The sequence below is a fragment of the Pseudomonas nitroreducens genome, assembly GCF_010994165.1.
Taxonomy (GTDB): domain Bacteria; phylum Pseudomonadota; class Gammaproteobacteria; order Pseudomonadales; family Pseudomonadaceae; genus Pseudomonas; species Pseudomonas nitroreducens.
In genome coordinates this window covers 843,766-865,592 of sequence record NZ_WMBX01000002.1, presented here as the reverse complement: position 1 = coordinate 865,592, position 21,827 = coordinate 843,766, and the positions used below count along the sequence as shown (strand labels likewise).

The window sequence follows — 21,827 nt, the reverse complement described above, 5'->3', positions numbered from 1 at the left end:
TCAGCCTTCGATCAGCTCAACCTGCTCCGGCTCGCGCTTCATCAGCACGCGGCCATTGCGGATCGAGTACAGCGCCTTGGTCTGCTGGCGCACCGCCTCGTAATCACTGTCCACGCCCAGTACCAGCAGGTTGGCCGGACGGCCGGCGGCGATGCCGTAGCGCGCCCCCAGGTTCAGCGCGCGGGCGCTGTTGTCGGTGACCAGGTCGAGCGCGCGCTGCAGGTCATCGAAGCCCATCATGTGGCAGATGTGCAGGCCGGCATCCAGCACGCGCAGGATGTTGCCGTTGCCCAGCGGGTACCACGGGTCCTTGATCGAATCCTGGCCGAAGCAGACATTCATGCCGGCGCGGTCGATCTCGGCCACTCGGGTCACGCCGCGACGTTTCGGGAAGGTGTCGAAGCGGCCCTGCAGGTGGATGCTCTCGGTCGGGCAGGAGACGAAGTTGATGCCCGAGCGCTTGAGCAGGCGGAACAGCTTGGAGCAGTAGGCGTTGTCGTAGGAACCCATGGCCGTGGTGTGGCTGGCGGTGACGCGGCCGCCCATGCCGCGCACGCGAGCTTCCTCGGCGAGCACTTCGAGGAAGCGCGAGTTCGGGTCGTCAGTCTCGTCGCAATGCACGTCGACCAGGCAACCGGTGCGCTCGGCCAGGTCCATGAGGAACTTGATCGAGCTGACGCCTTGCTCGCGGGTGTTCTCGAAGTGCGGGATGCCACCGACCACGTCGGCGCCGAGGCGGATCGCCTCTTCCATCAGCTCGCGGCCGCCCTCGTAGGACTCGATGCCTTCCTGCGGGAAAGCGACGATCTGCAGGTCCACCAGGTGCCGCGCCTCTTCGCGGACCTCCACCATGGCCTTGAGCGCGGCCAGGGTCGGATCGGTCACGTCGACGTGGGTGCGCACGTGCTGGATGCCATGGGCGGCCAGCATGCGGAGGGTGGTGTGGGCGCGGGACTTGGTGTCCTCGTGCGTAATGGTTTCCTTGCGCTGGGCCCAGCGCTCGATGCCCTCGAACAGCGTGCCGCTCATGTTCCACTCCGGCTCGCCGGCGGTCAGGGTGGCGTCGAGGTGGATGTGCGGCTCCACCAGCGGGGCGATGGCCAGGTTGCCACGGGCGTCGATGTCGTCGCCGCTGGCGGCCAGGGTGCCGGCTTGCTGGACGACTTCGGCGATCACGTCGCCTTCGCAGCGGATGGTGAACAGGCCGGTCTGCTTGCGCAGGGAGGCGTTGATGATTTTCATGGGATCAAAGGTCCTCTTCAGGCTATTCGTGGCGCGGCGCGCTGGACATGCGCCAGATGAGCAGCGCCACGGAGGTATTCAGGCGGAATTGCGCGTCGTCCAGAGACTGGCCGCTGAGGGCCTCGATGCGCGCGATCCGCTGGTTCAGGGTGTTGCGATGGATGCCCAGGCGCTGTGCCGCCTTGAGCGCGTTGCCGCCTTCCTGGACCAGCGCGTCGAGCGTCTCGATCAGCAGGTGCGGCTGTTTGCGGCCCGCCTCGTTGAGCGGGCCGAGAGTGTCCTTCATGAACTGCTCGATCACCGCACGATCGGGGATCGCCCGCAGCAGGCGCAGCACGCCCAGCTCACGGTAGTCGCAGACGCCGCCCGGCGCCTGCATGCCTTCGGCGACATCCAGCGCCTGGCGCGCTTCGAGCAGCGCGCGGGGATAATCCGCGCAGGAAGCGGCGCAGGCAGAAAGCCCGAGGTAGGCGCGCAGCGGAGCCAGCTCCTGCTGCAGCTCGGCGGCCAGCGCGTGCAGTTCGGCGCGCTCAATGTCGGCCAGCAGCAGGACGAACAGGTCGCCCTGGATCACCACCGGCAGGCGCTCGCGGCGCTCCTGCTGCCAGCTTTCCAGATGGTCGAGCAGGCGCTGGCGGGTGAGCTGCAGTGCGCGCTCGGCCTCTTCCGGTTCGTGCTGCTGGAATAGTCTGTCGACGCCGGACAGCCGCAGCGCCACCAGACGACGCGGGACCTCCAGCGGCAATTCCAGGTATTGCGCACGACGACGGACGATCTCCAGGCTGGGGAAGTCGCCGCTCAGCAGTTGGCCGAGAATGTCGCGGCGCGAAGTCTTCACCTGGGTCATCTGCACCAGCGCCGTGCCGATCAGGTGGGTGACGATGACCATCTTCAGCGCGTAGGGCTGCTCGATCAGCGGCAGGCCCTCGGCTTCGGCCAAATGAATCACGGACTCGGGAATGCGCCGGATGAACTCGTCGCCGGTGAGGATGACAATGCCGGCGATGCCGCTGGCAACGCCTTCGCGCACCAGTTGCAGCAGGTTGGCTTCGTCACGGCTGTGGTTGATGCCGGTAACGAACACCAGCTCACCGCCCATCACCCAGTCGGCAATGCCGACGTTTTCCGCCACGTAGGACCAGCGCACGCTGCGATGCAGGTTGCGCGCGCCGGCCCGCAGCGCGAGGCTTTCCAGCCCCGGCAGACGGAGGATTTCCTCGACGCTCAGGCTCAAGCGCGCGGCTCGGCCACCGGCGCACGGGCGCGGGTGACTTCGGTGAGGACGATGTAGCAGAGGGCCGACGCGGCGATCCCCACCAGCGGTGCGATCCACGGCGAGGCGTAGGCCAGCCCCGCGCCGACCGCGTAGGACACCAGACCCGAGACGTTGAACGCCGGGATGTGGGTGCCCACCAGTGCCGGGTACTCACCGCGGTTGCGGTACCAGTAGTCCGCCATGATCACGCCGCCCAGCGGCGGGATGATCGAGCCCAGCAGCACCAGGAACGGGATCAGCCATTCGTACATGCCGCCGATGGCGAGGATGATGCCGATACCGGCGGCCAGCAGGGTCATGCTGCGGCGGCGCTCGCTGCGCACCAGGTGGCAGGCGGCGGCGGAAACGTTGTAGATGGTCGGGCCCTGGATGGTCCACAGGTTCAGGCAGAGCATGATCACCGCGGCGAAGGACAGGCCCTGCAGCACCATCACTTCGACGATGTCGGCGTTCTGGTAGACGATGGCGCACCAGGCGCCGGCGACGATCATCAAACCGTTGCCGATGAGGAAGGCGACCACGCTGGCGATCACCGCGATGCGCCCGCTGCGGGCCATGCGCGTCCAGTTGGTGGCCTGGGTCGCGCCGCTGGCGAAGGTGCCGAAGACCATGGTCACGGCGGCGGAGAAGGTCAGGGTCTGGCTCGGTTCCACACTCAGCAGGCCACTCCAGCCGCCGGCCTTGTCGGTGGCGATGACCATGGACGCCACCAGCAGGATGAACATCAGCGGCACCGAAACGCGGGACATGATGTCCAGGCCCTTGAAGCCAATGATCGCGGTGATCGAGAACAGCAGACCGAACACCACCATCAGCGGAGTCTGCAGCTCAGGCGGCAGGCCCAGCATCCTCACCAGCACGATGGCCACGGTGGCAGTGCCCCAGGCGTACCAGCCCAGTTCGGCGAAGCCGAGGAGAAAGTCGGACAGCTTGCTGCCACGCTCGCCGAAGCAGAAGCGCCCCATCAGCACGGTGTTCAGGCCGCTGCGCGAGGCGATCAGGCCCAGGGAGGCGGCGTAGATGGCGAGCAGCACGTTACCGATGAAGGCGACCCAGAGCATGTCGACGAAGTCGAAGGCCATGCCGATCTTGCCGCCGGCGAACATGGTGCCGGTGAAGAAGGTAAAGCTGAACAGGACCATGGCGATGGGCAGCAGGCCTTTGCGCCCTTCCCTGGGCGTGGCGCTCAGGGGGAACTCACTGGGGGAACTCATCGAGAGGGGTCTCCGCGAGGATTGGTTGAGGACTCCCGGCACAACGCAAATAGCGGGCCGGAAAAGCCAATCAGGAACGACGCGGAAATTTTGAGCATGTCGAACATTGTGAACTGTTCACAATGCACACTTCCGGTGGGTGTAACGGCGTTTCAAGATAGCTCAAATGTGCATTGTGCGGATTTTCGGGGCACGATGCAGCTTTTTCGCACCAAAACTGACGAAAGCCTTGATCCATGTCTGTGCCGTTCGGCGGATTTTCTCCTTCCAAACGCCACGGCAGTCTGCACTTTCTCCCTGCGACACCCTGTCACCCCCAGACAAGGAAATGGCACGGACAACAAGTCCGGCGCACACCGACACAGGCAGACTCTCCTCAATCCTCCGTCCGTCATCCGCTCCCCGCAGATGGCGGACAAGCCACGAAAAGCCCGCCAACACAAGAATAGGGAGTAACCCAATGAGCGTCGCCAGGTTCCTCGCTCCATCGGTCCTCGCGCTGGCAACTTGCCTCGCGATGAGCGCAGCCCACGCCGAGCTGCCGACCGAGAGCATCGGTGAGACCGTCTTGCCGTTCCCGCCCTCGCCACACCGTGCATACATCGTCGACGTGGAGTTCGAGAACTTCATCGCCGGCCGCGTCACCGTGGTCGACCCCGAGCAGAAGAAGATGCTCGGCATGGTCAGCACCGGCTTCGTCGCTCCGTCCACCCTGAGCCACGACGAGAAGACCCTGTACTCCGCCGACACCTTCTACTCGCGCGGCACCCGCGGCGTGCGCACCGACGTGCTGACCGCCTGGGACACCTCGAACCTGCGTCCGAAGTGGGAAGTGGAAATCCCGGCCAAGCGCGCCTCGATCCTGACCCAGAAGTACGCCCTGGGCGCGAGCTCCGACGACCGCTTCGTCTACATCTACAACTTCACCCCGTCCACCTCGGTCACCGTGGTCGACACGCAAGAGAAAAAGGTCGCCAGCGAAATCGCCATCAGCGGCTGCGTGCTCAACTACCCGGTGGGCAAGCGCAGCTTCGCCTCGCTGTGCGGTGACGGCCAACTGCAGATCACCAGGATCGGTGATGACGGCAAGGAAGTCGGCCGCAGCCAGACCCCCTTCTTCGACCCGAACAAGGAAAAGCTCAACGAACGCGGCCTGGCCGTGGGCGAGACCTACTTCTTCGTGACCACCGACGGCATGGTCAAGCCGGTGGACGTTTCCGGCGACAAGCCGAAGATGCTGCCGAGCTGGTCGCTGACCACCGACGAAGAACGCAAGAAGGGCTGGGGCACCGGCGGCTGGCAGTTGATGGCCGTAGCGCCCAAGCTGAACCGCCTGTACGTGCTGATGCATGAAGAGCACAGCGCCGGCAAATGGGAAGACCCGAGCCCGTTCATCTGGGTCTACGACCTGAAGACGCAGAAGAAGATCGGCACCCTGGAAGCGCCCAAGCCGGTGTGGAGCCTGCACGCCACCACCGACGACAAGCCGCTGCTGCTGGGCACCGACATCGAAGGCGGCCTGCAGATCTTCGACCTGAAGACCGGCAAGTACAACGGCAGCATGGACAAGATCGCCAAGACCCCGATCCTGGTCCTGAGCCATTAAGCCTTTTTAGCAAGTCATCCCCGAGAGGTACGGATATGTTTTCCGATCCGATCCTGATCATCGCCAGTGCGGTGGCCGTTGCGGTGCTGCTCGCCAGCGCCGCCAGCCACAAGCTGCGCGCGCCGATGCGCTTCGCCCGCCAGGTCGAAGACTACGGCCTGCTGCCAGCCTCGCTGGTCGGCCCGGTGGCCCGCGTGCTGCCGCTGGTCGAGGGCGTCATTGCCTTCGCCCTGCTGGTGCCGGCGAGCCGTCATGTGGCGGCCCTGGCCGCCACGGCGCTGATCCTGTTCTATGCCGGCGCCATCGGCATCAACCTCTGGCGCGGTCGTCGTGACATCGACTGCGGCTGCTCCGGCCCCGGCCAGATGCAACCGCTGCGCCCGGTGCTGCTGCTGCGCAACGCGATCATCGCGGCGCTCGCCCTGCTCGCCGCCAGCGCTCCGCAGGCTCGCGAGCTGGGCGTGTTCGACGCCTTCGTGATCCTCGCGGCCAGCGCCGTCACCCTGCTCCTGTACGCCGCGGCCGACAGCCTGCTGGCGAACCATCCCCGTCTGCTCAAACTCATCGGAAGGTGAACAAATGGAAGGCCTGATCGTTTCCAACATTCTTCTCTGGGTGCTGCTCATCGCCCTCGCCTTCACCGTGATGGCGCTGGTGCGCCAGATCGGCGTCCTGCATGGCCGCATCGCTCCGGCCGGCGCGCTGATGGTCGACAAGGGCGTGGCCGTCAACGAGCCCGCGCCGAAAGTCACCGCCGCCGACCGCCACGGTCGCCCGGTCAACTTCGGCTATGAAGGCGAGCGCGGCCAGCTGCTGTTCTTCCTCTCGCCGACCTGCCCGATCTGCAAATCGCTGCTGCCGGCGATCAAATCCATCGCCAAGGACAAGGCCGGCGAGCTGGACGTGATCTACGTCAGCGACGGCGACATGGCCGCCCAGCAGGCGCTGATCGCCGAGCACGGCCTGGAGAAAGCCGCCTACGTGGTCGGCCCGGAAGTCGGCATGACCTACCAGATCGGCAAGCTGCCCTACGCCGCGCTGATCGACAGCAAGGGCGTGCTGCGCGCCAAGGGCCTGGTGAACTCCCGCGAGCACCTGGACAGCCTGTTCGAGGTCGAGCACCTGGGCAGCGCCACCCTGCAGCAGTACATGAATGGCCACAGCCACAACGGCGTGCACACCCACGACGCCAGCCACGGCCACAGCCACTGATCACGGAGAGAACAAGAATGAAATTCCTCGACAACCTGTTCGAGCGCTCCTCCCGCCAGGTGGCCAACGTCACTTCGCGGCGCAAGCTGCTGGGCCGCTTCGGCTCGCTGCTGGTGGCCGGCGCGGCGCTGCCGATCATCCTGCCGATCGACCGCACGTCCAAGGCCCTGGCCGCCGAGGCGCCGAAGGCCGGCGACCCGGGTGATCCTAACAGCTGCGACTACTGGCGCTACTGCTCCATCGACGGCTTCCTCTGCTCCTGCTGCGGCGGTACCACCACCTCCTGCCCGCCCGGCACCGATGCTTCCCAGGTGACCTGGATCGGCACCTGCCGCAACCCGGCGGACGGCAAGGACTACATCATTTCCTACAACGACTGCTGCGGTAAGCACAGCTGCTCCCAGTGCGCCTGTACCCGCAACGAGAGCGAAGAACCGCTGTACCGTCCGTTCAACAACAACGACGTCAACTGGTGCCTGGGCGCGGAATCGCGCATCTACAACTGCACCGTCACCATCATCCGCGGCGTCGCGGTCTGAGTCCGGAGAAGTCCCATGCGTAGTCTCGTTGTCGGCGCCCTGCTCTGCAGCCTGGTCGCTCCCCTCGCCCAGGCCCGTGCGATCCCCGATCCGCACCAGCGCCCGGCGCCCGGCAACGAGGCGGTGCAGAAGCCGATCTCCCAGCTCAGCTATACCCCAGCCACCAACTACCAGTTGCAATGCGCCGGCTGCCATCTCACCGAAGGCAGCGGCAGCAAGGCCAACGACACGCCGCGCCTGCACGGCTTCGTCGGCAACTTCCTGAAGGTGGACGGTGGCCGGCAATTCCTCGTGCGCGTGCCGGGCATGTCGCAGTCCGCGCTCAACGACGCGCAACTGGCCGACCTGCTCAACTGGCTGCTGCGCAAGGACGGCATGGCGGGCGACAGCATGCCCGCCGAGTTCAAGCCCTACACCGCCGAAGAAGTCAAAGCCACGCGCTACCAGGCCCTGATGAACCTGCCCGGCACCCGTGCCGGGCTGATCCAGGAAATGCGCAAGCAGGGCATCACCATCACCGATGGGATGAGCGATGCGTATTGAGTGATTGCTCCGGCGGCTTGCCCGCCGGATTGTTTTGCCTCCGCATTCAGCCCGCCGCTCCAGCGGGCTTTTTTATGCCCGGCATGTTCACGCAGAGACCCGCTTTTTTGCAGGAGCGAGCTTGCTCGCGAACCGATTGACGCCTGTGCTCCAGGGGACCTGTTCGCGAGCAAGCCCGCTCCTACAAAGCACCCGCGCGCCGCCATTTTCCGTAGGGCGAATAACCTGGAACAGGTTATCCGCCGGATGCCTCACGGCGGATAACGCTGGCGCGTTATGCGCCCTACGAAAGCGCTGGAGTCAACTGCTCTCGCGCACCATCAACTCGAACCCCAGGTCCATCACCGGCTCACTCACCGGCTTGTCGTTGATCAAGTCGAGCAACCGTTCCGCCGCATGGGTGCCTATGGCCTTGCGCGGGGTGCGGATGCTGGAGAGGCGCGGCACCATGAACTCCGAGCTGGGCAGGTCGTTGAAGCCCAGCACCGCCACCTGCTCGGGAATGCGGATGCCGTGACGCATGGCTTCCAGCAAGGCGCCGTGGGCCAGGTCGTCGTTGCCGAAGAAGATGCCTTCCACCTGCGGCTGGCTGGCCAGCAACTGCCGGAACAGCTCACCGCCAAGGCCCACCGAAGATGGGCGCGGAGTAAGGAATTCCAGCGCGGGGTCGTAGCAGCCAGCCTGCTGCAGCGCGCGGCGATAGCCCTCGCCGCGCAGCAGCGTGCGCTGGTCCAGCTGCGCGCCGATGTAGGCCAGGCGCTTGCGGCCGCTCTTGAGCAGATGTTTGGCCGCCGCCTCTCCCGCGCGAATCTGCGAGAAGCCCACGCAGTGCAGGCCGGCGCCAGGGTCGAGGTCCATCATGTAGACACTCGGCACGCCGCTCGCCTCGATCATCCGTCGTGCGCTTTCCGTGCGATCGAAGCCGGTCAGCAGGAGGCCGCGCGGCTGATAGGAGAGGTAGTTGCGCAGCAGGTTCTCTTCTTCGTCACGGGAATAGTGGTAGTTGCCGATCAGCACTTCGAGGCCGCGCGGGTGCATCACCGCATGGATGGCTTCGAGGGTTTCGATGAACAGCTGGTTCGCCAGCGACGGCACCAGCACCACGATGTTGTGGCTCTGCTTGGAGGCCAGCGCGCGGGCGGCCGGGTTGGCGACGTAGCCCAGTTCGCTGGCCGCCTGTCGGACTTTTTCCGCCAGCTCCTCGGCCACCGTGCTCACCCCTCGCAAGGCCCGCGAAGCGGTGATCGGGCTCACTCCGGCGCGGCGCGCTACTTCATCCAGTGTCGGTCGGCCGGTGGTTCGGGAGCTTTTGTCGTTCTTCTTGTCATTCTTCTTGGCGGTCATCGGGCGTATTGCCAAACAAAAATCGAGGCACTAAGGTAGCGCTGTCTTGCGACCAGGGCAATTGCCTGAGACCAGCTCCCGCTGGCCCCTCGCCCGCCGGCCCCTTGCTCTTCATCAGAGCACCGCTGTCGAAGCCGCCAGGACAGACCGACTAGAATGACAAGAATACGGAGGCAGCCGATGCTTTTCGTTACGCCCAATAAAGACAGCGCTGTCTCAGCAATGAGGCTTTCCATGACCCCTTCCATCGATGCCGTCCTCATCATGGGCGTCTCCGGATGCGGCAAATCCAGCGTCGGTGAGGCGCTTTGCCTGCGCAACGGCGCGTTCGCCATCGAAGGCGATTCCTTCCACCCCGCCGCCAACATCGAGAAGATGAGCGCCGGCATCCCGCTCACCGACGAAGACCGCGCCGGCTGGCTCGATACCCTCGCCGCCGAACTGCAGAAGGCCATCGCCGCCGGCCAGCGCCCGGTACTCACCTGCTCCGCACTCAAGCTGATCTACCGCGAGCGCCTGCGCCGCGCGGTGCCCGGCCTGGGCGTGGTGTTCCTGGAACTGACCCGTGACGCCGCCGCCGAACGCGTCGCCACCCGGCCCGGTCACTTCATGCCGGCCAGCCTGATCGACAGCCAGTTCGCCGCCCTCGAACCGCCGCTGAGCGAACCGCTGACCCTGCACCTGGATGCCACCCGCCCGGTCGACGACCTGGCCGAAGCCGCGCACCTGTGGTGGCGACAGCATTCCAGCGACTGACCTTGATAGTGCCTGCCCGCTAAAGATAGCGCTATCTCAACTCACCAAACTCTCTGCACCCAGAGAAGAGCCGCTCCGGCACACAACGACAACAACAGGAGAGCCCCATGCTCGGCATGTCCCACGAGACCTATCTGCTGCTGGATGCGGTGGTCACCATCATCGGCCTGATCCTGCTGATCACCCGCTTCAAGATCCATCCCTTCGTCGCCCTGATCATCGCCGCCGGCTTCCTCGGCCTGACCTCCGGCATGCCCGTGGCGACCATCGTCAAATCCTTCCAGGACGGTTTTGGCGGCGTGCTCGGCTTCGTCGGCATCATCCTTGCGCTGGGCACCATGCTCGGCAAGATGATGGCCGAGTCCGGCGGTGCCGATCAGATCGCCCGCACGCTGATCCAGGCCTTCGGCAAGCAGCGCGTGCACTGGGCGATGATGTTCGCCGCCTTCCTGGTCGGCATCCCGCTGTTCTTCGAGATCGGCTTCATCCTGCTGGTGCCGCTGGTGTTCATCGTCGCCCGGCGCAGCGGTGTCTCGCTGATCAAGATCGGCATCCCGCTACTCGCCGGCCTCTCCGCCGTGCACGGCCTGGTGCCGCCGCACCCGGGTCCGCTGCTGGCCATCGGCGTGTTCGGCGCGGATATCGGCAAGACCATTTTCTATGGCCTGCTGGTCGCCCTGCCCACCGCCGCCATTGCCGGGCCGATCTTCGGTGCCTGGATCTCGAAAATGATCCCCGGCCAGCCCAATGAAGAGCTGGTGGCGCAGATTGCCCACGAGCCGGACACCAGCAACCTGCCCAGCTTCGGCGTCACCCTGTTCACCGTGCTGCTGCCGGTGTTCCTGATGCTGCTGAAGACCTTCGCCGACGTCATGCTCGCCGACGGCCATGTGGTGCGCGCCTGGCTGGACATGATCGGCCACCCGATCACCGCCCTGCTCCTGGCCCTGCTGCTGTCGCTCTACACCTTCGGCCACGCCCGCGGCTTCGACTCGAAGAAGATCCTCAAGCTGCTCGACCAGAGCCTCGCGCCCACTGCGGCCATCGTGATGATCATCGGCGCCGGCGGCGGCTTCAAACAGATGCTGGTGGCCAGCGGCGTAGGCGACGTGATCGGCCACATGGCGGTGCACGCGCAGATCTCGCCGATCCTCCTCGCCTGGCTGGTCGCCGCGGTGATCCGCATCGCCACCGGCTCCGCCACCGTCGCCACCATCACCGGCGCAGGCATCGTGGTGCCGGTGATCGACCTGATCCCCGGCGTGAATCGCGAACTGCTGGTCCTGGCCACCGGCGCCGGATCGCTGATCCTCTCCCACGTCAACGACGCAGGTTTCTGGCTGGTAAAGCAGTACTTCAACATGAGCGTGATGGAGACCTTCAAGACCTGGACGGCGATGGAAACCATCCTCTCGGTGGTCGGTCTGGGCTTCATCCTGCTGCTGTCACTGTTTGTCTGATGTCCTGATCGATTGATACCTCCTTGCCGGCAGGCAAGATTGTGCCCGCGAATCCCCCTCACCCCAGCCCTCTCCCTCAGGGAGAGGGAGCCCTTCGTGCCGGCTGACGCAAATGTTCCATCCTGCACCGGCCAGTCCCCTCTCCCTCTGGGAGAGGGCAAGGGTGAGGGTGCTCTTGGAAGCGGCACCCTGATCCGTAGGGCGCATAACGCGGCACGCGTTATCCGCCAGCCTCTACACACGCAAACCCAACAGCAGATAACCTCGAACGGTTATTCGCACTACATAGGCGCGCCCTGTACTCTCAAAGCTGAATCGATTTACCTAAATACAGCTACGATCTAAAACAGACCAGTCGCCCACCTTCCTCCGAGGGATGAGTCATGCCCGACCACAACAAACTCGACCATCTGTTCCCCCGCCTCACCGACATCCCCGACGCCTGGCGCCCCGACGCCCCCGTCGAACAGCGCGACTACCTGGTCAACGGCGAACTGCGCCGCTGGGACGGCCCGCTGGCCCCGGTGCGCAGCCCGATCTTCCTCGCCACCGAGCAGGGCGATGAACAGGTCATCCTCGGCAGCACCCCGCTGCTGGATGCCGACGCCGCCCTCGCCGCGCTGGACGCCGCCGTGGCCGCCTATGACAACGGACAGGGCGAATGGCCCAACCTGCGCGTGGCCGAACGGATTGCCCACGTCGAACGCTTCCTTGCCCGCATGCGCGAGCAGCGCACCGCCGTGGTCAAACTGCTGATGTGGGAGATCGGCAAGAACCTCAAGGACTCGGAGAAGGAGTTCGACCGCACCTGCGACTACATCGTCGACACCATCGAGGCGCTCAAGGCGCTGGATCGCCGCTCCAGCCGCTTCGAGCTGGAACAGGGCACCCTCGGGCAGATCCGCCGTGTACCGCTAGGCGTGGCGCTGTGCATGGGCCCGTACAACTATCCGCTGAATGAAACCTTCACCACCCTGATCCCGGCGCTGATCATGGGCAACACCGTGGTCTTCAAGCCCGCCAAGTTCGGTGTGCTGCTGATCCGCCCGCTGCTCGAAGCCTTCCGCGACAGCTTCCCGCCAGGCGTCATCAACGTCATCTACGGGCGCGGCCGCGAGACCGTCAGCGCGCTCATGGCCAGCGGCAAGGTCGACGTCTTCGCCTTCATCGGCACTCACTCGGGCGCCGCCGACCTGAAGAAGCTCCACCCGCGCCCGCACCGCCTGCGCGCCGCCCTCGGGCTGGACGCCAAGAACCCCGGCATCGTCCTGCCCAGCGTCGACCTCGACAACGCCGTCAGCGAAGCCATCACCGGCGCCCTCTCCTTCAACGGCCAGCGCTGCACCGCGCTGAAGATCCTCTTCGTCCACGAAGACGTGCTGGAGACTTTCCTCGACAAGTTCAGCGCCAAGCTCGCCGAACTCAAGCCCGGCATGCCCTGGGAGCCCGGCGTGGCGCTGACGCCGCTGCCCGAGCCGGGCAAGGTCGATTACCTCAACGGCCTGCTGCAGGACGCGCAGGCCAAGGGCGCCAAGATCATCAACGCCGGCGGTGGCGAGAGCCGTGAAAGCTTCTTCTACCCCGCGCTGCTCAGCCCGGTGCGCGCAGACATGCGCCTGTACAACGAGGAACAGTTCGGTCCGCTGGTGCCCGTGGTCCCCTACCGCGAGTTGGACGAAGTGATCGACTACGTCCTGCAATCCGACTATGGCCAGCAGCTCAGCCTGTTCGGCAACGACCCGGCGCAGATCGGCCCGCTGGTGGATGCCTTCGTCAACCAGGTGGGCCGTATCAACATCAACGCCCAGTGCCAGCGCGGCCCGGACAGTTATCCCTTCAACGGCCGCAAGAACTCCGCCGAAGGCACCCTTTCCGTCCATGACGCCCTGCGCACCTTCTCCATCCGCACCCTGGTGGCCACGCGGTTCACCGACGCCAACAAGGAACTGATCAGCCAGATCATCCGTGACCGCGATTCCAGCTTCCTGACAACGGATTACATCTTCTGACACTCGGTTGCGCAGAGCCCCTCTCCCTGACCCTGGTTGGGGAGAGGGAAGCGCCCCGGCACGGCATTCCCATGAAATGCACTGACTCCGCTTCAAGCCCTCCCAGCCCCCTGCAAACCATCCCGACTAACGCTCATCGCCAATTGAAACAACCCGGTAAGAAGACCCCACTACGCTTGCCTTAAGTCAAAGGGGTCCCCCCTGGAGACTCGATAGTCTGCGCGCCTCTCGACGAGTTCGATATCCGTCGTCTGAATGAACAGTGGCAACGACCGATAACGAACCGGACTGAGCCTTTGCCACGAAACCCACGGATTCCCAGCAAACCAGGGAGCACCCTATGAGTGGCTACAACGCAGTACTGGCGAGAAATACCGACAAGGCACCCCAGGGCACCGGCCCTTACTCGCAAACCGTCGCCTTCTCCCACTACAACAACCTGTCGGCGCAACTGCCCATCGACCCTGCCAGCGGCAAGCTGGTCGCCGGCGGCGTGAAAGAGCAGGCCGAGCAGTGCTACAGGAACCTCAAGGCCGTGGTGGAAAGCATCGGCCACAAACTGGACGACAGCGTCCGCATCTCGATCTTCCTGACCAACATCGCGGACGCCGAAGCCGTCGGCAAAGTCCACGCCAGCTTCTTCCCGGACTACGTCCCGACCCTGACCACCGTTGGCGTGGCAGCGCTGCCGCTGGGCGCCCAGGTGCAGGTCGAAGCCCTCATCACCTGCGGTGAAGGCACCATCCCCAACGCCCCGCAGGCCGGCGACCTGATCAAGGTGGAAGGCAGCACCGAAAATGCGCCGCTGAACCCGCTCTCGACCCAGTCGGTTGCCTTCTCCCACTACAACAACCTGTCCGCGCAGCTGCCCATCGACCCGCGCACCGGCAAGCTGGTCTCCGGCGGCATCAAGGAACAGACCGCGCAGTGCCTGCGCAACATCAAGAACATCCTCGAAGGCATCGACGTGCCCTTCGACGACATCGTGCGGATCACCGTCTTCGTGAGGAACCTCGCCGATGCCGAAGCAGTGAACCAGGTCTACACCACCTTCTTCCCCGATTCAGCCATCGCCCGTGCCGTCGGCTACTTCCCCGCGCGCACCGTGGTAGCGGCAAAAGCCCTGCCGCTGGACGCCCTGGTGCAGATCGAAGCCGTGGTCTCCCACGGTGACGGCACCCCGCCGCAAGCGGTGGAAGACCGCCACGGCATCGTCATCAAGGCCCACAACACCGACGCCGCGCCGCGTTGCCCCTACTCCACCCAGACTGTCGCCTTCTCCCACTACAACCACATCTCCGCCCAGCTGCCGCTGGACGTCCGGACCGGCGAACTGGTGGCAGGCGGCGTGAAGGAACAGGCCGCCCAGTGCTTCAAGCACCTCAAGGCCATCGTCGAAAGCATCGACCACGCCCTGGCGGATGTGGTGAAGGTCAACCTCTTCCTGACCAACATCGACGATATCGCCGCAGTGGATGAGGTGTACGCCAGCTACTTCCCTGGCGGCACGCCGGCACGCCGCACCGTGGGTGTCTCGGCCCTGCCCAAAGGCGCCTCGATCCAGATCGACGCCGTGGTCGCCAACGCAGAAGGTACGCCGCCGGCTGCTTGATTGGCGTACAACGAGTCATGCCCTGTCCGGCTAACGCCGAGGCATGACTCACGCCAAACGGTGCCCTCTCCCGCTGGCGGGAGAGGGACAGGGGGCTCTTGATCCTGCCGAAGCAGGCTCGCTCGCGAAAGGCCCCCGCACCGCGCCGACAATCGCTTCCGACTGCAGCACTTCCCACGCCGGTCCTCCCGCATCACCCGCAGCACCTCCCCCATCGGCACTCACAACGTTCCCTGCCAATCCAGCACAGCCAGTGCCCGGCCGTCCCCTTTTGCCTGCATGCGCTAGGGGTATCCCGCCCTGCCAAGCTCCTGGTCCCTCAATACCGGCAACAGATGCCGGTGATCCACCGGCGCAACTCCCGATGCTCCGGGTCGCGAAACTGGTGCAGCACATGGCTGACGTCAACGCCACTAGGTCAGGATTACTCGCAAGGTGTCCCGAAACTATCGAGGGAGGGCAGGCGTCAGGAAACGAATGATTCCTCCAAGAACGGCTATGCCCTCATGAATTTCTTTAGCCGACAGGCCCGCATAGCCCAGGATCAGGGCTGCGGATCTTTCCATTTTCGCCGATGTAAGACCTGCATACAGCGGGGACAAGGGATATACCCCTATGCCGCGCTCAAGTGCCATTGCCTGCACTCTTGTTTCCTCTTCGGCGCGAAGCCTTGGCAATAGCAGTACGCCGTGCAGCCCCGCCGCCATTCCGACCAGTTCCCCGTACCCCGCCAGATGCTGCTCGAAAGCCTCCAGCATCGCCTTTCGCCGTTGCTCATTATCCCGGCGCAGGCGGCGAACGTGCCGCTCGTATGTGCCACTTTCGATCAACGATGCGAGGACGTTCTGCTCCCAGCTTGGCGAGTGGCGATCCGTCAGGCGCTTGGCTTCGCGGAACACGTGGACCAGTTCCTTCGGAAGCACTAGATAACCCAGCCTGAGCTGCGGTGAAAGTGCCTTGGAAAACGTCCCCACATAAATGACCCGCGCCTGGGTATCCATCGATTGCAGCGCATCGATGGGGCGTTGGCCGTAACGAAACTCGCCGCCGTAATCGTCTTCGATGACCCAGGCACGATGACGACGCGCCCATTCCAGCAGTTCCAGGCGACGCGCGACGGGAAGCACCGCGCCCATGGGGAACTGGTGCGAAGGCGTCACGTAGGCCAGGCGCGCACGACCATCTTCGGGCAACGCGCCAGTATCCAATCCCGAACTGTCGACATTGATCGGCAGCGCTGTCGCACCCGTAGCTTCGAAGCTGTATCGGGCCATGCGATAGCCGGGGTCTTCGAAGACGAACCCATCGTTCGGGTTCAGAAGAAGCCGAGCGCACAGGTCCAGCCCCTGCTGCGAACCATGCACCACGAGAATCTGCTCGGCTTCGCAGGTCAGGCCGCGCGCCCGGCGCAGATAGCCCTGCAGCGCCGTGCGCAGGCGCGACTCTCCTTCGGGCTGGCCGTAGGAAAGTGTGGGCTGGCGCCTGACCAGTTCAGCACGATAAGCGCGCTGCCAGCCCAGGGCCGGGAAATCCTTGGTAGCCACCGAACCGTAGCGGAAGTCGATACGCGCATGGGGCGTGGCCATGCTGTAGGGCTTCATCGCCGCAACGCGCTGGCCATAGTCGGAAAGCACCGGCGGCAGCAGTGCCGGGTTCTCCCTGGCGCGTTCCGCTGGGCCATTGATGACGCTGGCTACGGTGGCGACCTTGCCCTTGGCGGTGACTACAAAACCTTCGGCGGCCAGTTGTTCGTAGGCCGCAGTCACGGTGGTTCGCGATACGCCCAGCTCGGCCGCCAGGACCCGCGTCGACACCAATTTCGTGCCGGCAGCCAACGTGCCCTGTTCTATCTGCGCCCGCAGCCTAGCGTAGATCCGGCGTTCGGCCCCGCGCCCGGATGGCTCGGACTGGCTGGAAAACTGGCCCATGAAAAAACCTCGAAACTGGCACTTTTTGTGGTGCAGGTTGTGACCGACATTATGGGTACCCAGCCTTGGGGAATGAAATCCCCCGTCACAGGAAACTGCGTTTTGGACCTGACCCCCACCACGATCCTCGTGACCTTCGCCGGAGTCTTTCTGATCTGCTTCATGAAAGGTGCGTTCGGCGGCGGTTTCGCCATCGTCGGCATTCCGCTGCTGTCGCTGGTGATGGACCCGATCACTGCCGGCGGCCTGCTCGCGCCCCTGTTCATCGCCATGGACCTGTTCGGCCTGCGCTACTGGAAGCCCTCCACCTGGTCGACAGCGGATCTGAAGTTGCTGATTCCCGGACTGCTGGTCGGCATCGGCATCGGCTACCTGTTCTTCCGCGTGGTGGACCATCGCATGGTCGCCATCGTCATGGCAGCGATCACCCTGGTGTTTGTCGGCCTTTGGTTCAAGGCTGGCGGGGAAGTCAAGGTTAGACCGCGCTCATCGCCCAAGGCAGTGGCGGCGGGCTTTACCTCGGGTATCACGACAATGGTTGCGCACTCGGGTGGACCGCCCCTGGCGATTTACCTGCTGCCGCTGGGCTTGAGCAAACAACTCTATGCCGGTACCACCAGCATGTTCTTCACGGTGGGAAATTTGATAAAGGCCGTACCCTGGTTGCTGCTGGCCAAACCGACGGGGAGCGTGCTCGGCCTGATGGGGATTTGTCTGATGGCGGTGCCCAGCGGGGTCTGGCTGGGATGGCGGCTGCATGAGCGGCTGGATCAGCGCCAGATGTACCGCGCTTGTTATGGGCTGCTGGTGGTGACAGCCGGGAAGCTGTTGTGGGATGGGGTTACGGGGTATCTCGCCTGAATGCAAACCACCGTTGGAACAAGCATGCCAGCGAATATCCAGAGGGCAAAGGTCTTCCATTGCACCGCTTTATCCTTCTGAAAGGCTACCGAATCGAGGCGACCGGATTCAGCCAAGCGTCATCAAACGCTCCTGGCCCAGTGGCTGCCAGTGGCCGATTGCATGCGCCTCAACAGGGATCTTCGGCGAGCGCCCGCAGCCTTCCTGTCCAATCAAGCTGCCCTGCCCCTTTTGCAACTGCCACAGCACGAATTATGCTGGTTGCCGAGCTAACGATGCGTAACTCTCCATGCCTGATCTCTCGCATCTCCACCAGCACCTGACCACCCTCCTCATCGAGCCGGTGGCTCACCAGGTCTCCGGCCTCTTCGACCTGAGTGGGCGTGTGGGTGTGTTGTTCCTGCTGCTGTCCTATGCGGTCGCTTACGCCCTGTTTCGTTTCCGCCAGCAGCGCGGACTGACGCAGGCAGCCTCGTTCTGGCAGTTCATCGGTGGGGCGCGGGTGAATTTCCATCGTTCGGCGTTGCTGGATTACCGCTACTACCTGGTACGCGGCATCCTCAATGTGGTGGTGTTGGTACCCATCATTGGGCTGGTCGATCCTTACATCCTGCGCTCGGGCGATTACATCGCCTTCTTTACCAAGCTCTGGGGCGCGCGACCGCAGGTGGGCCAGAATCTTGGTCTGTCGCTGCTCTATGGGCTGGGCGTGTTCCTGGTCAGCGACTTCAAGAACTACTGGGTGCACCGCGCCTTCCACTCGCGCTGGCTGTGGGCATTCCACAAGGTGCACCACTCCGCGGCGGTGCTGACGCCGATCACGGCGAGCCGCGTGCACTTCGTCGAGAAGCTGGCGGCGAACCTGGCTGGGACCGTGCTGCTGGGCGCCTACGCCGGCATCTTCTGGTACGTCTGTGGTGGACAGGTCAGCGCCTATACGCTGTTCGGCGTGACCTGGATGATCCTGCTGTTCAACGTGCTGGCAACCAACCTGCGCCACAGCCATGTGTGGCTATCGTTCGGGCCGGTGATCGAACATGTGGTGAACAGCCCCGCCCAGCACCAGATCCACCACAGCGACGCGCCCCGGCACTTCAACCGGAACTTCGGCATCAACCTGTCGCTATGGGACTGGATGTTCGGCACGCTCTACGTCACCCAGCGCGCGCCGGAGCCGATCCAGTTCGGCGCGGGAGAGCAGGACGATGCCAAGTATTCTTCGCTGTGGAGCCTGATCGTGACGCCGTTCGTCGAGACGGTGCGGCAGGTAACAATGACGAGGAACCAGAGAATAAGGCCCTCCGATCGCCCCGCACGGATTCGTCACGGATGAAGGTCAATTCTGTGGCCAGCCTGGCCTCATTCGTTGAACAGTAGCTGCTGAAGGAATGCTCCGTTTCCGAAACTTTTCGGATAACTGCGGGGATCAATCATTTGTTGGACACGCTGCAGAATGTTTCCTTCCTCGTAAAGAATCTGGCAGGACGCCTGGTCAAATGCACTTCGTAGCAGTGGTTTGACTTGAAGAACTGCATCAGCGGGTGCGCAGACACCAACGGTGACGATGTCGAGTTGATCCGTAAGGTCCCTATACAGATCAAACACCAGCAAACTCTCCGGTTGATGGCTGCTGACGAATGCATACACATCACCCTGCCCCGTCGGCGTTCGATCAAAGTACGGTCGTACAACGTCGCAATACGGCTCTCATCAAGTCGAAGCAGTCCGATTATTTCTCTCCATTCACGCAGTAAAGCGGGATCGGCGCCATCTTCAGACCAGTAGTAAAGGTCAGTCAGGGAAAGCGCTAGACGAAACTACATAGATATAAGTGTTGCGCACATGTCAATTTATTCCTGCACCAATGGCAGATCATGGAGGGAGGTGTACACGCACCGAGAGGCAACTAATGAGGGGCAGCGCTCTGTCTCTATGAGCGGCTTGTCGGAGGCCCATGTTCTGCGCTCTCCGGAATAGCTGTGGACTACTTCGGAGCTATCCCAGATGAGACGCTCGAGCAGGTTTTCGTACTGCAGAAGCCAGTCATCACCGAAACACCAGCACTCTTTGTAATACGCAGCAAAACTAATCAGGTGACCGTAATAACAATGCCCGTGCGAATTCGGAATCAGATTGAACATCGGCCGAACAATCAGCTTCCCGCTATTGGGCAAGTCTTCTATTACCTGCCGATTGAGGCGCTCCACATCATGTTCGTGGAGAAAGCAATGAATGAAACCGGAAATAATGCTGGACACTTTTCAAGCAGCCTGCGAATTGACCAAGCGGGCAAGATAGCCGAATGAACTAGGCATTGTCATTCTAGAAGGCAAGTCCGGCCAACTGCGCCCAGTTCTCTAAATACCTGCCCAATTAATCTTCAGTTCTCATTCCCACACCCCTGCCCCCACACCGGATACCGCAGCATATGCCGTTGCCCGGCGCTGTCCTCGTAGATCATCTCCACCTCGCGAATCCCGCAGAAATCCAGCTCCGGTGCCTGCACCACGCGCTTGATGTCGAGCTTCTGGCCGAAGTGATAGTCCTCGGCGGGTGGTGCGTCCTGCGCGGCGAGAGCCGCGCAGGAGGTGAAGAGGCAAGCCACGGCGAGCAATCGCTTCATGGCCGTTCTCCCGAGGAAGTGGTACGCGGCATGGGGGCGCCAGTCATGCTCGGGAGCACTTCATCGCGACGAATGAGCCCGTGGAACAGCGCGGCGGCCAGGTGCAGGAGGATGGTCGCCAGCAAGGCGTAGGCGATGACGGTGTGCGCGCTGCGCAGGGTGGCGTGGAGCTGCACCGAAGGCGAGACCAGCGCGGGCAGTTCGAAGCCACCCCACAGCAGCACTGGGTAACCACCGGCCGATTGCATGGTCCAGCCCACCAGCGGCTGGGCCAACAGCAGGCCATAGAGCGCGAGGTGCGAGAGGTGTGCGGCGCTGCGTTGCCAGCCGGGCATGTCGCTGGGCAGCGCGGGGATGCGATGGGTCAGGCGCACCAGAATACGCAGCAGCACCAGTACCAGCAGCGCGGCGCCCAGGGGTTTGTGGATGGCGACCAGCACGGCGTGGCGCGGGGAGACGCTGGCGACCATGCCCAGGCCGATCAGCAGCATGGCGAGTACCAGCACCGCCATGAGCCAGTGCAGCACGCGCAGGGAGAGCGGGAAGTAGGTCGGTTTCATCAGTGGGTCTCCTGGGCCTGCTCACGGGTGCGGCGGTTGAAGGATTCCGAGTAGGCGGCCGAGCGCGCGCTGAGCAGCGGGTCGTCGGACGCGCGGATGCCGTCGGGGAGGATCAGCGGGTCGTAGTTGACGTCGCGGCAGTCGCCGCCGATCTCCGGCTGCAGGCGCTCGATCACCAGTTCGCCGGCATCCACCGTGCGACGGCTGGCAGGCCAGGCCTGGGTGGCGTCGCTGGTGCTGTCGCCGGGCTCGCCGAGGGTGAATTGCAGGCGCCAGCGCAACGGGCCGGCGGAAATACGCTGGGCCAGTTCGTCGGCGAGGAAGTCGGCGTCGCCGCGCTTGTCGGCGGCCAGCGGCTCGACCGGCGCTTCAGGCTGCACGGACCAGCGCACGGGCTGCTCCTGGCCGTCCTTGTTCACCAGGTAGAAGGCGTTGAGGCCGTAGTAGGCGCTGTTGGCGTAGCTGGAGGATGGCGTGGAGGACTTCACCCATTGCAGGAAGGGCCCGGTCTCGGGGTGCGCCTTGAAGAAGGCACCGGCTTTTTCCGGGTCGGGCTTGCCGGTGCCCGGTTGCGGTGCGGTGGCCTGTTGCAGGGCAAAGAAGCTGGCGACGTCGCGGACGACGAAGACCGGCATGGCGTTCATGCCGGTCCGCCATTCCTGGCCATCCTTGGGCAGGAAGCGCAGCGCCAGGCTGCGGATCGGAGCCGCACCGTCGCTGGCCTTGGGGTTGCCGCCGGGAATGGCCAGGCGCCCCACTACCGGCACGCGGCCGACCGAGAACAGGCTGGCGCGGGACAGATCGGCGAGCCCGCCGTTGCTGTCGAAGTGGCCGATCACGCACAGGCCCTTGGCGTGGTTGCGCCGATAGCCGGGATAGACGCCGCCGTTGTGCTCCAGGGTGTTGATGACCTTGTCCGGGGTGAGGCGCTGCGGGTCGAGCCAGCCGGCGACATAGGCGAAGACGGCGGCCACGCCGAGCACCACGGCGCCGATGGCGGCCAGGCGCAGGGGCACGTTGGGTGTGGGTGTTTCTGTCATTT

The 21,827-nt window shown here is 64.1% G+C and carries 21 protein-coding genes; 12 read left to right on the top strand and 9 right to left on the bottom strand.

The window, feature by feature from the left end:
* From codA to codB, 3 genes are read right to left on the bottom strand one after another with little or no spacing between them, the layout of a single operon-like run.
* Positions 1–1,242, bottom strand: a complete 1,242-nt coding sequence (codA, locus tag GJV37_RS11870; protein WP_169887587.1) for a cytosine deaminase — start codon at positions 1,240–1,242, stop codon at positions 1–3.
* A gap of 22 nt (positions 1,243–1,264) precedes the next feature.
* The gene (locus tag GJV37_RS11865) at positions 1,265–2,476 is read right to left on the bottom strand and encodes a PucR family transcriptional regulator (RefSeq protein WP_193452529.1); all 1,212 of its coding nucleotides are present in this window, start codon (positions 2,474–2,476) and stop codon (positions 1,265–1,267) included.
* A complete protein-coding gene (codB, locus tag GJV37_RS11860) occupies positions 2,473–3,732 on the bottom strand; it encodes a cytosine permease (RefSeq protein WP_193452528.1) in 1,260 nt (419 codons plus the stop codon). Before codB ends, GJV37_RS11865 begins: the two co-directional genes overlap by 4 nt.
* Positions 3,733–4,192: 460 nt before the next feature.
* Between codB and GJV37_RS11855 the strand changes: the two genes are divergently transcribed.
* The 5 genes from GJV37_RS11855 to GJV37_RS11835 are packed head-to-tail and all read left to right on the top strand — an operon-like array spanning position 4,193 to position 7,632.
* On the top strand, positions 4,193–5,338 hold the full coding sequence (locus tag GJV37_RS11855) for an amine dehydrogenase large subunit (RefSeq protein ID WP_193452527.1): 1,146 nt from the start codon (positions 4,193–4,195) through the stop codon (positions 5,336–5,338).
* A gap of 35 nt (positions 5,339–5,373) precedes the next feature.
* Positions 5,374–5,913: a MauE/DoxX family redox-associated membrane protein gene (locus tag GJV37_RS11850; RefSeq protein WP_024762478.1), complete on the top strand. Its 540-nt coding sequence runs from the start codon at positions 5,374–5,376 to the stop codon at positions 5,911–5,913.
* A 4-nt stretch (positions 5,914–5,917) separates the two neighbouring features.
* Positions 5,918–6,550 carry a methylamine dehydrogenase accessory protein MauD gene (mauD, locus tag GJV37_RS11845; protein ID WP_193452526.1) on the top strand — a complete coding sequence of 211 codons (633 nt, stop codon included), beginning with the start codon at positions 5,918–5,920 and terminating at the stop codon, positions 6,548–6,550.
* 17 nt (positions 6,551–6,567) lie between these two features.
* Entirely contained in the window at positions 6,568–7,089 is a 522-nt protein-coding gene (locus GJV37_RS11840) for a methylamine dehydrogenase light chain (RefSeq protein WP_017518360.1), read from the top strand.
* Between the two features lie 15 nt (positions 7,090–7,104).
* Positions 7,105–7,632 carry a c-type cytochrome gene (locus GJV37_RS11835; protein WP_024762476.1) on the top strand — a complete coding sequence of 176 codons (528 nt, stop codon included), beginning with the start codon at positions 7,105–7,107 and terminating at the stop codon, positions 7,630–7,632.
* Positions 7,633–7,932: 300 nt separating this feature from the next.
* Here GJV37_RS11835 and gntR read toward each other — a convergent pair whose 3' ends face one another.
* Entirely contained in the window at positions 7,933–8,976 is a 1,044-nt protein-coding gene (gntR, locus tag GJV37_RS11830) for an HTH-type transcriptional regulator GntR (protein ID WP_024762475.1), read from the bottom strand.
* A 234-nt stretch (positions 8,977–9,210) separates the two neighbouring features.
* On the opposite strand from gntR, the gene GJV37_RS11825 reads away from it, so the two are divergent.
* The 4 genes from GJV37_RS11825 to GJV37_RS11810 all read left to right on the top strand — a co-directional run bounded on the left by GJV37_RS11825 (position 9,211) and on the right by GJV37_RS11810 (position 14,813).
* The gene (locus tag GJV37_RS11825) at positions 9,211–9,732 is read left to right on the top strand and encodes a gluconokinase (protein WP_024762474.1); all 522 of its coding nucleotides are present in this window, start codon (positions 9,211–9,213) and stop codon (positions 9,730–9,732) included.
* Between the two features lie 107 nt (positions 9,733–9,839).
* Positions 9,840–11,192, top strand: a complete 1,353-nt coding sequence (locus tag GJV37_RS11820; protein ID WP_024762473.1) for a GntP family permease — start codon at positions 9,840–9,842, stop codon at positions 11,190–11,192.
* A gap of 383 nt (positions 11,193–11,575) precedes the next feature.
* Positions 11,576–13,201: an NADP-dependent glyceraldehyde-3-phosphate dehydrogenase gene (locus tag GJV37_RS11815; protein WP_193452525.1), complete on the top strand. Its 1,626-nt coding sequence runs from the start codon at positions 11,576–11,578 to the stop codon at positions 13,199–13,201.
* A 340-nt stretch (positions 13,202–13,541) separates the two neighbouring features.
* Positions 13,542–14,813, top strand: a complete 1,272-nt coding sequence (locus GJV37_RS11810; protein WP_193452524.1) for a RidA family protein — start codon at positions 13,542–13,544, stop codon at positions 14,811–14,813.
* Positions 14,814–15,259: 446 nt separating this feature from the next.
* Here GJV37_RS11810 and pdxR read toward each other — a convergent pair whose 3' ends face one another.
* On the bottom strand, positions 15,260–16,741 hold the full coding sequence (pdxR, locus tag GJV37_RS11805) for a MocR-like pyridoxine biosynthesis transcription factor PdxR (RefSeq protein WP_193452523.1): 1,482 nt from the start codon (positions 16,739–16,741) through the stop codon (positions 15,260–15,262).
* Between the two features lie 102 nt (positions 16,742–16,843).
* On the opposite strand from pdxR, the gene GJV37_RS11800 reads away from it, so the two are divergent.
* Positions 16,844–17,602 (top strand): sulfite exporter TauE/SafE family protein, encoded by a 759-nt coding sequence (locus GJV37_RS11800; protein ID WP_226046542.1) that lies wholly within the window; start codon positions 16,844–16,846, stop codon positions 17,600–17,602.
* Positions 17,603–17,891: 289 nt separating this feature from the next.
* Entirely contained in the window at positions 17,892–18,935 is a 1,044-nt protein-coding gene (locus tag GJV37_RS11795) for a sterol desaturase family protein (protein ID WP_193452522.1), read from the top strand.
* Between the two features lie 26 nt (positions 18,936–18,961).
* On the opposite strand, the gene GJV37_RS11790 is transcribed toward GJV37_RS11795, so the two are convergent.
* A complete protein-coding gene (locus GJV37_RS11790) occupies positions 18,962–19,249 on the bottom strand; it encodes a hypothetical protein (protein WP_193452521.1) in 288 nt (95 codons plus the stop codon).
* A 332-nt stretch (positions 19,250–19,581) separates the two neighbouring features.
* Between GJV37_RS11790 and GJV37_RS11785 the strand changes: the two genes are divergently transcribed.
* On the top strand, positions 19,582–19,908 hold the full coding sequence (locus GJV37_RS11785) for a hypothetical protein (RefSeq protein WP_193452520.1): 327 nt from the start codon (positions 19,582–19,584) through the stop codon (positions 19,906–19,908).
* A gap of 74 nt (positions 19,909–19,982) precedes the next feature.
* On the opposite strand, the gene GJV37_RS11780 is transcribed toward GJV37_RS11785, so the two are convergent.
* From GJV37_RS11780 to GJV37_RS11770, 3 genes are read right to left on the bottom strand one after another with little or no spacing between them, the layout of a single operon-like run.
* Positions 19,983–20,225: a DUF2790 domain-containing protein gene (locus GJV37_RS11780; protein ID WP_193452519.1), complete on the bottom strand. Its 243-nt coding sequence runs from the start codon at positions 20,223–20,225 to the stop codon at positions 19,983–19,985.
* Positions 20,222–20,785 carry a cytochrome b gene (locus GJV37_RS11775; protein ID WP_193452518.1) on the bottom strand — a complete coding sequence of 188 codons (564 nt, stop codon included), beginning with the start codon at positions 20,783–20,785 and terminating at the stop codon, positions 20,222–20,224. The genes GJV37_RS11780 and GJV37_RS11775 overlap by 4 nt, the downstream gene beginning before the upstream one ends.
* A complete protein-coding gene (locus GJV37_RS11770) occupies positions 20,785–21,825 on the bottom strand; it encodes a catalase family peroxidase (RefSeq protein WP_065084019.1) in 1,041 nt (346 codons plus the stop codon). Before GJV37_RS11770 ends, GJV37_RS11775 begins: the two co-directional genes overlap by 1 nt.
* Between the last annotated feature and the right edge of the window lie 2 nt (positions 21,826–21,827).

Coding starts and splice junctions, on each gene's coding strand:
- GJV37_RS11775 (WP_193452518.1), bottom strand. CDS start 20,785: ATGAAACCGACCTACTTCCCGCTCTCCCTGCGCGTGCTGCACTGGCTC.
- GJV37_RS11780 (WP_193452519.1), bottom strand. CDS start 20,225: ATGAAGCGATTGCTCGCCGTGGCTTGCCTCTTCACCTCCTGCGCGGCT.
- GJV37_RS11820 (WP_024762473.1), top strand. CDS start 9,840: ATGCTCGGCATGTCCCACGAGACCTATCTGCTGCTGGATGCGGTGGTC.
- GJV37_RS11795 (WP_193452522.1), top strand. CDS start 17,892: ATGCCTGATCTCTCGCATCTCCACCAGCACCTGACCACCCTCCTCATC.
- pdxR (WP_193452523.1), bottom strand. CDS start 16,741: ATGGGCCAGTTTTCCAGCCAGTCCGAGCCATCCGGGCGCGGGGCCGAA.
- GJV37_RS11825 (WP_024762474.1), top strand. CDS start 9,211: ATGACCCCTTCCATCGATGCCGTCCTCATCATGGGCGTCTCCGGATGC.
- mauD (WP_193452526.1), top strand. CDS start 5,918: ATGGAAGGCCTGATCGTTTCCAACATTCTTCTCTGGGTGCTGCTCATC.
- gntR (WP_024762475.1), bottom strand. CDS start 8,976: ATGACCGCCAAGAAGAATGACAAGAAGAACGACAAAAGCTCCCGAACC.
- GJV37_RS11850 (WP_024762478.1), top strand. CDS start 5,374: ATGTTTTCCGATCCGATCCTGATCATCGCCAGTGCGGTGGCCGTTGCG.
- GJV37_RS11815 (WP_193452525.1), top strand. CDS start 11,576: ATGCCCGACCACAACAAACTCGACCATCTGTTCCCCCGCCTCACCGAC.
- GJV37_RS11770 (WP_065084019.1), bottom strand. CDS start 21,825: ATGACAGAAACACCCACACCCAACGTGCCCCTGCGCCTGGCCGCCATC.
- codA (WP_169887587.1), bottom strand. CDS start 1,242: ATGAAAATCATCAACGCCTCCCTGCGCAAGCAGACCGGCCTGTTCACC.
- GJV37_RS11840 (WP_017518360.1), top strand. CDS start 6,568: ATGAAATTCCTCGACAACCTGTTCGAGCGCTCCTCCCGCCAGGTGGCC.
- GJV37_RS11810 (WP_193452524.1), top strand. CDS start 13,542: ATGAGTGGCTACAACGCAGTACTGGCGAGAAATACCGACAAGGCACCC.
- codB (WP_193452528.1), bottom strand. CDS start 3,732: ATGAGTTCCCCCAGTGAGTTCCCCCTGAGCGCCACGCCCAGGGAAGGG.
- GJV37_RS11855 (WP_193452527.1), top strand. CDS start 4,193: ATGAGCGTCGCCAGGTTCCTCGCTCCATCGGTCCTCGCGCTGGCAACT.
- GJV37_RS11835 (WP_024762476.1), top strand. CDS start 7,105: ATGCGTAGTCTCGTTGTCGGCGCCCTGCTCTGCAGCCTGGTCGCTCCC.